Here is a 14,916-nt window from a genome sequence, read left to right as displayed (position 1 = left end):
GTAAGATAGAGGTATATTCATCATTTCTGAAAATTCATCAATAATTATTAATGCTGGTAAGACGCATTCGCCCTCAATATCCACTGGTTTATCTTCAGGGAAGATACCAAACATATGTCAATCCTTAATCCTGTTTAGATCGCTATCATAAGTGCCCATACGTTTCCCTCTACGGTCAAACATTTTCCAACCATTGGTAACATTATGGCTGTCGACATCAGGTGTAATATATGTTTTACCATCAAAAAATACAGGTTGACCATGAGAATTGAATGGAGCCTTAGGTGCCGGAATTCTTCGGTCAAAACCTAAATTCCCAGCAGCTTCTTGAGCCTCTTTTCCTTTAAGGGCCAGATAAGCCAAATCATCTTTATTCTGCTCAGAAATCGGTGTAACCGTGGTATTGCCTCCCGTATCCGGCATATCATCAGTATTCCCGGTATTGCCTGGTGCCTGCTCACCAGACCGATCCGGCGTAACCAGTGACGTTCCTTTATTTTCATCATGAAAAGGATTAACCAGTTTTCCGCCGGTCAGATCATCATTCACCGGCACAGTTTCCGTTTTGTTACTACTGCCATCATGATACTGCTGATTATGTGCCACATGCGGATCGCGGGATTTTGCAGCCTCATCACGCGCTTCAACGATTGCACGACCGTCAGTGATCGGCGGCGTATCCGCCTCAGTTCCTGACCCTTTCAGAGTCTTATCCAGCTCCGATGCAATTTTGTTATTCGCATCCTGAACTACCTTGTCACCCGGACTCAATGGTAATCCCGGAACGGGTACCAGCACAGGCCTTGGCAAGAGAAGATTATTATTTTCCAATGCATTTTTACCCGCCTGCGCGCCCGCCACCGCACCGCCCGTGCTGTCTCCGGCCACGCCGCCCGCAAGTCCCGCCGCCAGCGTCCCCAGCGCGCTGATGGTCTGCCGCTGCTCCTCACTGAGGTCTTCGCGCTTAACCCCCCGGATACATCTGCTGCGCGATGTACTCGCCCATCGCCGCGCCAGAAGCACCCGCAAGTGCAGGATTACCCGACGCGTATGACGTCACCGCGCCCACTACCGCGTGTGCGATCAGGTTTGCCTGAACGTTCACCACCTCTTTGCCGTCCGGGCCTTTCGTGGTCGTCAGCTTGTGTATCTGCTCCGCCAGATAAGGTGCGGCCGCCCCGCTCACCGCCTGGGCAATGTTGCCCCCCCGCCAGGCCCTGAATCGCCGCCGTCGCCGCGCTGATGCCCTGCTGCACCGGCCCGCCGGTTCCCATTCCGCCGGCCAGCATCTCCCGGTTGTACAGCGTCTGATAGACCTGTCCGGTGATGTCGGCCGCGGTCGGCTCCTGACCCGGGTTCGCTTTGCGCCACTGCGCTTCGGCGTCCCTCTTCTGGTCCGGCGAGATGTTCTTCATCTTCTCCGTGGCCGCTCTGGTCGCCGCAATCTCGCCCTGCGTCCGCGCGATGTCGCCCGCCTGACTGCCGATTTCCGCCAGCAGCTGCGCCGTCTCCATCCGCCGCTGCTCTTTCTCCTTATCAAAGATTTTATCCAGCCCCGGATTCGCACCCGCCGCGTCGCGGCTCAGGTCCGCCACGTCCTGCGTCTGCTTCGCCTTATCCCGGATAATGAGGGTGCCGTCGCTCACTGCCGCCTTCGTCACCGACGAGGCGCTGCCGCTGCCGTTCAGCCCCGCCAGCAGACCGTTCGCCATGTTGCCTTCGAACTGGCTGCCGATGCTGCCGCCGGTGCTCATCCCCACGCTCTGATGCTCGGTTTTATAGTCCGCGTGGTTCTCTATGTTGCTGAAGCCCAGCGTGCCGGTGTCAAGACGGTTCTTATCGGCGGTGGCGGTGGAACTGATGACCGCGCCGTTCAGCTGGGTGTGCTCACCCGCCGTCACGTCAAAGCCGCCCTTCCCGGCAAAGATGCCGGTCTGCTCGGCCACGCTCTGCCAGTTGCTGTGCATCTTGTCCTGGCTGAGGTTGACGCTTGCGGAGCCGGTCATCGAGCCGAAGGTGAAGCTGCCGCCCGCGCTGGCGTTCTGCTGCTTACTGTCGTAGCGGTCGCTGTCCTGCTCTGAGGTCAGCGTCAGGTTGCGGCCGGTATCGACCTTCACGCTGTCCCCGCGCACCTGTGCGCCGGTCAGCGTGGTGTCGCGCCCGGCGTTCAGGCTTAGCCCGTTGCCCGCCGTGAGTGTAGTCTCGGTATGGGTCAGCCCGTTGCCGTTCTCGCGGCCTTTGCCCGCGTTGAAGCTGGCTGAAACGCTGATGCCGTAGCCGCCCGACCCGGCAGTCAGGCCGATACCCAGGCTGCCACCCTTGCTGCTGTTAGTGCTGTCGGTGCGCTCGCTGTTCTGCGCTGAAAGCAGGCTGATGTCGTTTTTCGCCGTCAGCCCGAGGTCGCCGCCCGCCTGAAGCTGGCTGCCCTGCACGAGGATGTCGCCCGCGCTGCCCGGCTGTGCGCCGGTGGCGGTGATGGCCAGGTTACCGCCCGCGCCCAGCGTGCTGCCCTGCGCTTCACGGCTTTCGGTGCGGGTCTCGCTTTTCGACGACTGGCTGCCGTAAGAAAGACTGATGCCGATCGAGTTGGTGGAGCCTTCTTCATAACCTTTGTCGCCCGGCTTCAGGCCTGCGGCGGTGTTTCTGGCGTTCGCCGCGTTGGTCTGCGCGCCGTCCATCTGGTAAGCCTGCGCGGCCTGGGCCGCCGTCAGCGCCGCTTTGGTGCCCTGCAACGCCTTCAGCCGGTCATCGCCGCTCTCATCGGCGGTACGGGCGGTCTGCACTGCCGTGTTCAGCGCCGCGCCCACCGTGCCGGACAGCGCCAGCGTCAGCCCGCTCTGCTTCTGCTCGGTTTTCGTCAGTGCGGTGTGGCTGTTTTCGGCCGCACTGAGGGTCACGTCGCTGCCGCTCAGGGAGAGATCTTTACCGGCGATTACGTCGCTGCCGTGCACGTTAAGCTGGTTACCGGCGCTGAGGGTAACGCTGCCGTCGCTGCTTCCCACCGTGCTGCCGCGGCTGAGGGCGCCGCTGGCGTCGGTGCTGCTCTTCTGCATCGCCTGACCCACGGTGAAACCGATGCCGCCAGTGCCCATCAGGCCAGATTTTTTCTCCTCGCGCTGATGCACTTCATCACGCGTTTCTGTGGCGGTCGTGATGCTGAGATCGCGGCCGGCGGCCAGGGCAACATCCTGCGTACCGGCGACGTTGCTGCCGGTCACGGCAATGTCGCGGCCCGCCTGAAGCCGGACGCTGTCGCCGCTCAGCGTGGTACTGAGCGCCTCGCTGCTGTGCAGTTCGTCGTGGGTTTCCAGACTGCTGCCCGACAGCAGCCCTTTGCTTGACTGCCTGCTGTGTTCGGTGAGATCGGTACGGCTGTTGCCCGCGCTGAGCACGATGTCGCGTCCGGCGCTGGCGTTCAGTGCCCCGCCCGCCGTGACGTCCGCTGCCGTAGCGCGGATATCCTGTCCGGCACTCAGCTGCAGCGCGCCGACGGCGGTGATGCGTGACCCGGCATCGCTCTGCTGTGACAGGCGACGGTAGTTGCTGCTGTTCCAGCTGTCATTTTCAGTGTGCTGCGTGCTGAGGGTGCCGAGCGTCAGGTCTTTGCCCGCCTGAATCTTCGTGGTGCTCTTCTCTCCGGCGTTGCCGATATCGCTGGCGGCCAGGGTGATGTTGTTCAGCGCGCTCAGCGTCAGCGCACCGTCGGTGCCCTGCACGTAGATACCGGCCGGACGATCTATCCAGCGGTCGGTGCCGTCGCCGCGCAGCGTTGACTGGCTGGTAATATCCCGTCCGGCCAGCAGCGACACCTGCTTATCACCGCTGATGACGCCGCCGAGGTTAGTAATATCCTGACGGGCGGTAAGATTGACCGTGTTGCCGCTGATGTAGCCGCTGTTGGTCAGCGACTGCGCCGTCAGCTGCGTCACGTCGCGGCCCTTAATGGTCCCGCTATTAGTGATATCGTTGCGGGCATTCAGCGCCACGCTACCGCCCCCCGATCAACGCGCCGTCGCCGGTTAAGTCACCCTCTTTCACCTTCGCATAAACCTGCGGCACCAGCACGGTCTGCTGTGTGCCATCCGGCAGCGTCACGGTCTGATTCACCAGCCAGACGATATCGCTGGTGAGGAGCGCCATCTGCGCCGGGGTCAGCGCCACGCCCAGCTCCAGCTGGTACGTTTTGCCAAAGGCTACCCCATTATTCATCAGTCCGCGATACTGATCTTCATCACTGCCATACCCGCTGATATAGCGGTTGCCGGTCAGCTGAATAATCTGATCGCGCACCAGTCGCTGCTCGTAATAACCATCGCCCAGCCGCTTCAGGATCCGGCTGCTGTCGGTGGTCAGAGCGTTCTGCATATAGTCGCTGCTGAGCCACTGCTTCTGATTCACAAAGCGCGGATCGGTCTCGACCAGGTAATGGCTGTCACTGCCAGGTTGCAGCTGGTACAGGCTGTTGTCCGGCAGCCGGATATCAGGTGAGACGGCGCGGATCACCGGCGTAATCGTCTGTCCGTCGACGACCGTTGCTGGCAGTGTCAGCGAGAATTGTTGCCCGGCAGGTAACAGCAGTGGCCGGTCTTTGAGGCTGCCGAGCTTGTCCAGCGTCAGCGCACTGTCATAGCGTAATCCGGCTGGCAGTAACGCACTGCCGCTATCCGTGGCACTCAGCGCCACTGCCGCAACCGCTTGCTGGAGAGCAGGTGTGCCGATGCGGTCAGCCTGCGTGGTGACGCCCTGCTGCTGGCGGTTGCCGGTCTGATAGCCATTTCCCTGCGGCGCGGCATTCGCCTGCCAGCTCAGCGTCTGCAGATCGATGGTTTCCGTCACGGGCGCCGGGCGGTAGTTTTTCTTATCTTTGCCCTGCGACGTTTTGGTTCCACCCAGTTTCTTTTTCTTCTTCTTCGCGTACCAGCGAACCGATTTCCCGTCGTCCGTGGTAACGCGCGTTCCTTTTGTCGCCTGATTATTCAGCTCGCCTATCTGACCGCCGAGCACAGCACCCGCGACAATCTGGCTGTCGTGGTTGTTAAGACGGCCGGCGTTAAAGGTCATGTTACCGCCCGACAGAATCTTGCCCGGATCGCTCTCCTGAATCTGGGTTTCCTTCACTACCCGTCGGTAGTCATACTCATAAAACTCGCTGCCGCTGGTGCCATCCGGCATTTTTGCCGTGTGCACGCCATACTTGTTTTTTTTGCTGGTATCCACGTCGGCCCAGTCAAAACGATCGGTGTGGCCTTTTAGCACCGCGTCGTGATGCTGGCTATCTTCGGTCGTAACGACCTGCGTGGTCAGGTGGCGGTTGGTATTGTTGATTTCCGCCATGCTGATCGTGGCATCCTGCCCGGCCTCAATTGTTGCCCCGTCATTGTTGAGCTGCTGCCCCTGTCCGGTGGCCTGATTATTCACGTCCAGCTGGCCGCCAATGTGCAGATCGCCATCACTGTAGATCAGTGCATGGTCGCGGTTGTTCAGCGTGCCAGCCGCAATATCCAGTCGCTGCCGCGCCGCAATCACCGCCGCTTTGCCCGCTTCGCTGAGGTTGTTGAGCAGCGTGGCCGCAATGGCAATGTGATCGCCATAGATACGGCCGGTGCCGCTGTTATTCAGGATGCCTGCCACCAGGTGCGTCAGTCCGCCGTCAATCAGACCACGATTGTTCAGGGTGTCGGCTGCCGTAATTTCGGTCTGCCCACCGCTTATCTCGCCATTTGCCTGATTACTGATATTTTGCGCGGTAAGGAATAGCGCCTGCTGAGCAGCAAGGGTGCCGTCGTTGGTCACGTTTCCGCCCGCCGTCAGCCGCAGCGTACCGTTGGCTTTGACCTCTGAGAGGTTATGGAAATCACCTGCCAGCGTGATGCCGAGATTTCCCTGCGACAACACCTGTCCGTCGCCACTCAGGGAAGCTGCGTTGATCTGCGCCTCTTTATCAGCAATCAGCGTGCCCTGCTGATTGTTGATGGCGAGCGCCTGCCCCTGGGCTGAGTCCTGAATAGTCAGCGTATCCGCTGACGAGATCAGCCCGCTGACGTTATCCAGTGCCTGTTGCACTGTAAGCGCCAGCCTCTGTTTTGCGCGCAGAGCACCCTGACTGTTGTCCAGCGTGCCGGTTTCGATGGTTAAACTGCCCGCTTCAATGCCTTTGCCGCTCTGTCGTGTATCGCGGTTGATCAGCGATGGCGTGGTGATCGTCATCTGCTGGCCGCCCTGAATCATCCCGCTACGGTTATCCAGCTGCTGGCTCAGCGACAGGGTACCGTTGCCCACGCTTTGCACCACCCCGTCATTGTTGTTCAACTGACCTGCCGTCAGCGACAACGTGCCTGCCGAAAGGAGTTTGCCCGCCTGATTAAGCAGCGCATTTTGTCCCGCATTGAGCGTCAGATCGGTGCCACCCTGGATCTGTCCCTGCTGGTTATCCAGCGCGCCACTTTCAATATTGAGGTTACCGGCACCGGCAATAAGTCCGCGCTGGTTAGTCAGCGTCTGACCTGCCGTGGTGAGGGTGATATCCCCCCGCCGACTGCAGTTTACCGTCACTGTTGTTCAGCGCCTGACCGTTGAAAGTCAGCCCGCCATTGCCTGCGACCTGCCCCTGGCTATTGTTCAGTTCACTGGCGTTGAGTGATGCCTGCTGTCCGGCGGCAATGAAACCCGTCTGGTTATCAATTGCTCCGCTGCGCAGATCCAGACTGTTGAGGGCAACGATACCGCGCTGGTCACCACTGTCGCGATTGATCAGGGCGTGACCCTGAGTGTCCAGCGTCATGTCGCTGCCAGCCTGTAACAGGCCACCCTGGTTTTGCAGCTCCCCCGCTGGTGAGAGCGAGCCGCCCTTTGCCGCCCGTCAGCGTGCCAGACTGGTTGTTGATATCGCCCGTCACAAGCTGCGCGCCGCTATGACCGGTGATGAAGCCGCGCAGATTATCCAATGCGCCGCTGTAGAGCTTCAGCATGCCCGCACTGAACAGGCCGCCTGCGGCTCCGCTGTCACGGTTGATCAGGCTGTTGCCGTGGGTATCCAGTTGCAAATCGCCACCCGACTCAATCCTGCCTGCCCGGTTGTTGAGGAGTCCGCTATCCAGTTGCAGGGTGCCTTTAGCACCCAGTTGACCCTGTTGGTGGTCGAAGGTCTGCTGATGAGTATCGATGCGAATATTTTGTCCCAGCATCACCCCGCTACGGCCATCAATCTGGCCGCTGGAGAGCAGCAGATCGCCGCCTGCAACAATGCCACCGCGTTCGCCGCTGTCGCGGTTATTCAGTTCGCCGCCCTGGGTGTTGACGGACAGCGCCTCACCCGACTGAAGCAAGCCGCGCTGGTTATCCACGCTGCTGCTTTCCAGCGTTAGTCCATGATCGGCATTAATAATCCCATCGACATTGTTCAGTCCACCGCTGGTGAGCCGCATAGCGCCCGCCGAGACCAGCGAGCCCGTGCCGTTATCAAGATCACCACTGCTGATATGCAGATTAGCCCCCCGCAATAACTCCGCCTGATGCCGCATTATTCAGCACCTCTCCGTGTGTATTAAGCTGCATATCACCGCCGGACTGCAGTCGCCCGCCGCTGTTATTCAGCGCGCCACTGCTCAGCAATAGTTCGCCCCTGGCGCTGAGCAGAGCAGACCTGAAATCAGCGGCCTGGCCCTGCGTATCGATCACCAGTTTTTGTCCCTGAATGACGCCGTGATCACCGGCTAACTTTCCGGTTAAGAGTTGCAGATCGCCGCGCGCCACAATGCCGCCGCGATCGCCGCTGGCGTTGTTGTTCAGCTGCGCGCCGTGAGTATCCAGTGAGAGCGCCTGACCCGATTGTAATAAGCCTCGCTGATTGTCGAGCGCGCCGGTCTTCAGCGTCAGCGCCCCATCAGACATCAGTGTGCCGTCAATGTTGGTCAGCAGGCCGCTGGTGATGTTGGCCGCCGAGGCAGCGGCGATGACGCCGTTCTGGTTATCCAGGTCGCCACTGTTAAGGGCAAGTGCGCCACCGCTGATTATCCCTGCTTTACCGCTGTCACGGTTAATCAGCGCCTGTCCGTGGGTATCAAGTGTCAGATCGCCGCCTGACTGGATCAGACCGCTGTGATTGTCCGTTGTCCCGCTGGAAATGCTGAGATCGGTACGGGCGACCAGGTTACCGCCAGTATTGTTCAGTTCACCCTGCTGCGTGTCGATGGTCACGCCGTGGCCAAGCAGGGTTCCACGCTGATTATCCAGCGCCTGACTGCGCAAAGTGACCTGCTGACCCGCTTCGATGCGACCCTGGGTATTATCAATAGCCTCGCGGGTCATCAGCGTAGCGTCACCGCCAGTTGAAGCAATCAGGCCCTGCTGATTATTCAGGCTTGCGCTGGTGAGTTGCAGATTGTGACTGGCCTGCAGCGCACCCTGCACGTTCGTCAGGGTCTCCTGAACATCCAGTTGCAGATCGCCGCTGCCAGCAGCCAGCAGCGTGCCACCGCTGTTATCCAGGCTGCCTGATGCAAAATGCAGATTACCGCCGCTCTCAATCCGCCCATCGCGGTTGGCTGTGTCACCCGAAACTGCGATCGCCATCTCGCCAGCGCCACGCTGCGACAGCAGACCCTGACGGTGATCCAGCGTGCCCGCCGTCAGCGTCAGCGACTCTGCCTGGGTGTGTGCCTGTGAGAGATCGAGCCTGTCGCCGCTGAGCGTTAACGCACCCGCTGACAGCAGATTGCCCTGATTGCCCTCCAGCCGGGTCGCATTAAGGTTCAGCGCGCCATTATTGCCCGCCAGCTGCACGGTGCCGCCCTGATTATCCAGCCATGGTGTATCCAGCTGCAGTAAGTCAGCGTTACCTGCGATGAGCCCGCTGCGGTTTTCAATATGCTCTGCCTGCAGCCGGGTATCGCCTTCATTGCTCAGCGTGCCCTGATTGTTAAGCAACGACCCCGTGGAGATCGTCAGGGCTTCGCGGTTTTGCTGGCGCAGCAGGCCGCGATTGTTACTGATGTTTTGTGCCGCGACAGCGAGGCTGCCCGCCGCCAGTTTGCCGTCATCATTGTTAAGCGCCGTCGCAGCCTGAATCCCGAGTGTACGGCCCGCCACCGTGGCGCCCTGGGTGCTGATATCCGCCTGCGTAGAGGTCAGCGCGATGGCATCGGCTGAGGTCTGGCTCCCGGCAAGATCGACCCGGCTGCCCCGCGCCTGAATCTGGTCGTGCGCCAGGTTTTTACCCCGCGCCTTAAGCTCGCCCTGGCTGGTCAGCAGCAAATTACCGGGCTGGCTCAGCGTCTCATTGCCGCCAACGCCTGCCGCCAGCGTACTTTCAGCGGTGCTCTCAATGGTGCTGGCGGAGAGTGTCGCGTTACGGCCTGCGCTCACCAGCCCGCTGTTGCGCAGCGTGCCGCTGGAGGCCAGCGAGACATCCTGCTGTGACACGATGTTGCCGCGGTTCTCCTGGTCGCCAGTGCTGGCGATCTGCAGCGCAGCCTGACTTTGCAGCGTGCCGCTGTTCTCCAGTCTGCCATCCACTGTCAGGTGCAGCTCACCGGCACTGGCACCCAGTTCACCGGCATTACGCACGCCAACGCCCTTTTCAGTGCCGGTCAGGGTGATTTTATGGGCATACATGCCGCCAATAGCCGCGACGTCGAGCGCAAACTCAGGCCGTGTCGTCCCATTATCCGCTTTCACCGTAGTGACGGTACCTTCGGTCGCAACCTGGTTCCTGCCTGTGACCACATTGAGTTCGCGGGCATGAACTTTTGCGTTAACCGCTACCGACTGCGCAATGATCTGGGTGTAGTCAGCATCGCTGTCATTCAGGCCCTGACCTTCGATATTGATTCGGCCGCCATTAACATCGAAGCCTTTGAGCTGGCCGTTTTCAATCAGCGCCTGTCCGGTGGTCAGCGTATTGCGGCTGGCGTTGATAAATCCGCAGCCGTTACAGGTAATGCCTGACGGGTTAGCAATGACTACCGCAGCCCGCTTACCGGCTACTTCGATAAACCCGTTAAGCTGGCTGGGATTACGGCTGTTGACTTCGTTGAGGATAACCGTCGCTTCCTGCTTTGACAGCCAGGGGTTAGCCGCCACCATGCCACCCAGTTGAGTAGCCGTGTTCTGATGGCTGTTGTTCAGGATTGCGCCGCGCGCGTCAACGTCGAGCTGGCTGTACTGATTGCGGGAAACACCCTGGCTATTGGGCGTCTGAATGTTGATTTGCGGCAGACCATTTGCGGTGGCCATGACGGTAGGCTGCTGGCTGCCCGGCGCGCTGCTGTCTGCCACAATGTTGGCCTGCACCGGCAGACTGACCACGCCCGCTGCCAGCCAGAGTGCAAAGCTGAGCGGTGAGATCCGCACCCTCGCCTCTGCATATGAGGTGCGCTTCGGGCTTCGGGCAACACGTGAATAGCCGCTACGGGTGATGTCAGACACCACCATTAGCATGCCGCGAACCCGGTTGAAGATAAGGCGATAGCAGAGTTTATTCATAATGCGCACAGTCCATTGTCAGCAATATCGATAAAAGGTTTAGTAGTTCCAGTTCACGCTGAAACCATAGGTGACAGGATCGGTTTTGAAGCCGTCCGGTTTCGACAGAGGAATCCCGGCAAAAAAGTCGTAGCTCAGGCTGGCGGGCGTGATCGCGCCGCGCAATCCGATGACGCCGCCCGCCAGATGTCGTCCCAGAGGTCCACCCTGGGAGGCGCTGTTGCCGCCCACCTCGCCATAGTCGGCACCCAGATAAAGCTCCTGAGTGGGCAGCGGCGTCTGCCAGGCCAGCGTGTTCTGAACGGTCCAGCCCCGGCTGGCGCTGAGGGTGCGCTCACCATCAAAACCGCGCACGGTCCAGCGGTTGCCAATCGCGAACTCATCCTGCGGTGTCAGCGGGGTGTTGCTCATCTGGCGACGATATTGGATGTTGTAACTTAAACGCTGATTCCCCAGCGCGAATGGCGTGGTGAGTCCCGCCTGCCAGGTCAGGATTTTAGAGAGCGCGGTGGCATAGGTAGAGTCCTGATATGACTCCTCCCAGGCGGGCAGCGCACCGAACCAGCGTGTACCACGCTGATAGCTGACACCGGCGTCCAGCGTCGCCGGACCGATATAGTGCCGGTGTGACAGGCCGAGTCGCCATGCGCTGGTACGGCGCTGCTGGCTGCTGATTTCGGTGTCGTTGATGAAGTTGCGCGACTCTTTAACCAGCACATCGGCGCTGACGGTGGTTTTGGCGGCGGCATTGCGGTAGATCACCCGGCTGGCCTGCACATCCAGCGAGCGGCTCTTTCCGGCGTAAAGAAAATCACGGCTGTAACCGGCGACTGTCTGATGGTAGTCGTAGTCGCTGGCGGTAAGTCCAAACAGCCAGTAGCCCACAGGCACCGAGTAATGTCCCGACAGGCTTTTGCTGCTTTTTCTGCCAGCAAATCCCAGGTCGCGACTGGCGGTCAGGTAGAAGAGATCGCTGAGGGAGGTCGGGTTATCCAGCGCCAGCATCATCCCGCTCTGATAGCGCCCGGTACTTTCGGTGCCGGAATCATCCAGCCATGCGCCGAGTCGCCAGAAACGGCGCTGCGTGCGTTCAATCACAATGTCACTTTCACCCGGATTGAGGCCAGGACGGAGCGCCATATGCGCCTCCACCGTCGGCAGACGCTGCAGGTTTTCCAGCCCCTGTTCAATATCCCGTAAATCCAGCAGATTGCCTGCATGGGCGGGTAATGTCGGCCACAGGCTGACATAGCGGGATGATGAGGGTGACAGTTCCACACTGCGGATTTTGCCAGGCACTATCAGAAGTTGCAGCACGCCCTGACGCAGATCCTGCTGCGGAGCCAGCACGCGCGTAGTAACCCAGCCATGATTGATCAGCCGGTTTTGCAGCGTGCTCATTAACTGGCTGATGCCTTTCACGCCGAGACAATGACCATTGGCCTGACTGGCCAGACGCTGCAAAGGCACCCAGTGCGGCAGCGCCTCCTGCCCGGACAGAGTGACCTGCTGAATAACAAAACAGGGTGTTTCCTGCGGGAACGTCACGTGGGAAGGTGCCGGAACCGTTTCTGAGAGACGCACATCAGGCACCTGTGGCATCAGCCGCTGCTGACGCGCTTTTTGTTGCTCCTGCTGATGCTGTAATTGCTCATCACCCGGTGCCGCCTGCACAGTGCAAACTGGCAGGGTGGTAATCAGCAGAGCGCAAAGCAGAGGTGCCAGCGTTGTTAAAACTCCATTTTTTTGGGGCTGCATAACCGATCCGTGTGGTTAAGTTGTAACAAAATGTATATTACTGCTTTCCTGCGCACATTATGCCGCTGGAATCAAAAACCACAAGAAAAATTATAGAAAAACTTACACTAAACTTACAAAAGTTAGTGAGACACGCCATTTAAAAAAGTACCAGTAATTAATCGTAGTTCAGGGATTGCTGAGTCTGGCGAATCGCCGGGATTAGCTAAAGGCACAGAGGCGGATATTTTTAGCCAATGAATAACAAGGAATTAGCCATTCGTTCAGCGCGTCAGAGACCAGATTAGTAGCCGGGCTAATGACGGAGCTGAAGTAGCCGAACTCGTTACCTTAAAAGTTTTCTGGCTATAGCAAATATTTTTTCGGTTATTCTGTTTTTATGAATGGTACGCATTTCAGGCATCACCCTGATACTACTCTGCCATTCTCATAAAATTTTACTTTAGTCAAAATTATGAATGCATTTTGCTTTAACCGATACCACACTGTCCTGCGCCAGCGTCTGTTTCAGGGGCTTCTCCGGGGCATAAAAAAAAGCCCCCCTCAGAACCGAGGAGGCTTAACATTAATTAGCCAGCGTTATTGCTGTTGCTTAGTGCAGCTTCAGCCGGGGACGAATAACCCGGTTAATACTGCCGACCAGCATCATCAGACCGGTTTTGAAGTAGCCGTGCAGGGCGATCTGGTGCATACGGTAAAGCGAGATGTAGACAAAGCGCGCGATGCGCCCTTCCACCATCATTGAGCCGCGCATCAGGTTGCCCATCAGGCTGCCGACCGTACTGAAGCGGGAGAGCGATACCAGCGAGCCATGATCTTTATAGACATAGGCTTTCAGCGGCTTACCGTGACGCTGCGCCAGGATGTTTTCCATGGCGCGTGAAGCCATCTGATGCGCTGACTGGGCGCGCGGTGGTACAAAACCGCCGCCCGGCAAGGCGCAGGAGGCGCAGTCGCCAATCGCGTAGATGTCATCGTCCAGCGTAGTTTGCAGCGTCTCTTTGACCACCAGCTGATTGATGCGGTTGGTTTCCAGTCCGCCAATCTCTTTCAGGAAGTCGGGCGCTTTGATTCCAGCCGCCCAGACCATCAGATCGGCTTCGATAAACTCACCGCCTTTGGTATTCAGGCCATTACGCTCGGCGCTGGTGACCATGGTCTGCGTCAGCACGCGAACGCCCAGCTTGGTCAGCTCCTGATGTGCCGCAGCAGAGATGCGTGGTGGCAGTGCAGGCAGGATACGCTCACCCGCTTCAACCAGTGTCACATTCAGCGCTTCGCGTCCCAGGCCTTTGAAACCGTAGCTGTGCAGCTGTTTCACCGCGTTGTGCAATTCAGCTGACAGCTCAACGCCTGTTGCCCCGCCGCCCACGATGGCGATGTTAACTTTCTCGACCCGGCCTTCGCTGGCGGAGAATTTCAGGAACAGGTTGAGCATTTCGTTATGGAAACGACGCGCCTGATGCGGATTATCCAGGAAGATGCAGTGATCTTTGACGCCTGGCGTACCGAAATCATTCGAGGTGCTGCCCAGCGCCATTACCAACTGGTCGTAGGCCACTTCACGCTGTGGCACCAGCACTTCGCCCTGCGCATTCAGCACTTCGGCCAGGCGGATCACTTTTCGGGTGCGATCGATATCGGTGAGCGAACCCAGCTGGAACTCAAAACCGTGATTGCGGGCATGAGCCAGATAGCTCAATGCATCAATGCCTTCGTCCATTGAGCCGGTCGCCACTTCGTGCAGCAGCGGCTTCCACAAGTGACTGTGGTTACGATCAACCAGGATAATCTCGGCCTTCTTTTTTACGACCCAGTTTATGGCCCAGCTGCGTGGCCATTTCCAGGCCGCCCGCTCCCCCCTCCGACAATAACAATTTTCTTAACAGACGTAGTCAACAAAGACCCCCTCAAATTGTGAACCAAAAGTTAACCAAAGGTTAAATTAAACCTTAAGAAACATAGGGTTGGCGAAGTTAAAATCGCAATCTGCTGGGAGAATAGCATGGCGGGAAGAGGAGAACATAAGAATATTGATATACATCAAAGCGGGAAAATAAAACTCAGATAATTACGTAATAAAAACAGGCACCTTGCGGTGCCTTTGCTGCTTAACCTAATGTTTTAAAAGCTTTTATCCGCTTAAGATGTGGGGATATATTTTTGAATTTGTGCCCTTCCGTCTCATCCCAGACAATTTCATAAAACGGATGCAGCTGGTCAGCAATGTGCTGGCTGTCGAGTGCCTCATCGTGACGGGAGAGAATGGCCAGACAGCGGTCACGATTACGCTCGCGAAAATCGCTGACGCACTTCGTTGCGATATCCTGATACTCCTCCGGCCGGTCGATCTTCCCTTCCATGTTCGCCTGCGGCGAGAGGTTGGGATTAAAAATCACCTGGCGGATGCCGCACAGAAATCCAATGCGCTCTGACCAGAAGCCGCCTAGGCCGACGCCGCAAATCAGCGGCCGGTCGTCGTCAGAAAGCGTCAGCATCTTATCGGTCTCTTTTAGCAGAAACTGCATGTCATGTTTGGGATGGCGGGTGCTGTAACTGATCAACCTGACGTCAGGATCGATAAATTGCAGCTGCAGCACTTTTTCGTGATTGCCCGGACTGTTGGAATCAAAACCGTGCAGATAGATGATCATGATAATCCTCAAGGTAGTGATA

General features: G+C 58.3%; 8 protein-coding genes and 1 pseudogene. All 9 read right to left on the bottom strand.

Annotation, left to right across the window (positions count from 1 at the left end; all coding sequences use genetic code 11):
- Window positions 1-117: 117 nt before the first annotated feature.
- Entirely contained in the window at window positions 118-1,023 is a 906-nt protein-coding gene (locus JNO11_RS07100) for a VENN motif pre-toxin domain-containing protein (protein WP_325177650.1), read from the bottom strand.
- Window positions 1,024-1,037: 14 nt separating this feature from the next.
- On the bottom strand, window positions 1,038-3,986 hold the full coding sequence (locus JNO11_RS07095) for a hemagglutinin repeat-containing protein (protein ID WP_325177110.1): 2,949 nt from the start codon (window positions 3,984-3,986) through the stop codon (window positions 1,038-1,040).
- A gap of 1 nt (window position 3,987) precedes the next feature.
- Window positions 3,988-6,552: a hypothetical protein gene (locus JNO11_RS07090; RefSeq protein WP_325177109.1), complete on the bottom strand. Its 2,565-nt coding sequence runs from the start codon at window positions 6,550-6,552 to the stop codon at window positions 3,988-3,990.
- Window positions 6,488-6,781: a hypothetical protein gene (locus tag JNO11_RS07085; RefSeq protein WP_325177108.1), complete on the bottom strand. Its 294-nt coding sequence runs from the start codon at window positions 6,779-6,781 to the stop codon at window positions 6,488-6,490. The genes JNO11_RS07090 and JNO11_RS07085 overlap by 65 nt, the downstream gene beginning before the upstream one ends.
- Entirely contained in the window at window positions 6,732-7,499 is a 768-nt protein-coding gene (locus JNO11_RS07080) for a hypothetical protein (protein ID WP_325177107.1), read from the bottom strand. The genes JNO11_RS07085 and JNO11_RS07080 overlap by 50 nt, the downstream gene beginning before the upstream one ends.
- Complete coding sequence (locus tag JNO11_RS07075) at window positions 7,486-10,482, bottom strand: filamentous hemagglutinin N-terminal domain-containing protein (RefSeq protein WP_325177106.1); 2,997 nt, start codon at window positions 10,480-10,482, stop codon at window positions 7,486-7,488. Before JNO11_RS07075 ends, JNO11_RS07080 begins: the two co-directional genes overlap by 14 nt.
- Before the next feature lie 39 nt (window positions 10,483-10,521).
- Window positions 10,522-12,240: a ShlB/FhaC/HecB family hemolysin secretion/activation protein gene (locus JNO11_RS07070; RefSeq protein ID WP_325177105.1), complete on the bottom strand. Its 1,719-nt coding sequence runs from the start codon at window positions 12,238-12,240 to the stop codon at window positions 10,522-10,524.
- A 592-nt stretch (window positions 12,241-12,832) separates the two neighbouring features.
- Window positions 12,833-14,139, bottom strand: a pseudogene (locus tag JNO11_RS07065) (NAD(P)/FAD-dependent oxidoreductase).
- Window positions 14,140-14,351: 212 nt separating this feature from the next.
- Window positions 14,352-14,894 (bottom strand): alpha/beta hydrolase YcfP, encoded by a 543-nt coding sequence (gene ycfP / locus JNO11_RS07060; protein ID WP_010246299.1) that lies wholly within the window; start codon window positions 14,892-14,894, stop codon window positions 14,352-14,354.
- Window positions 14,895-14,916 lie beyond the last annotated feature (22 nt).

Origin of the sequence: Pantoea sp. 1B4 (genome assembly GCF_016925765.1) — a bacterium.
In the GTDB taxonomy this organism is placed as follows: domain Bacteria; phylum Pseudomonadota; class Gammaproteobacteria; order Enterobacterales; family Enterobacteriaceae; genus Pantoea; species Pantoea agglomerans.
This window is presented reverse-complemented; position numbering and strand designations above follow the sequence as displayed.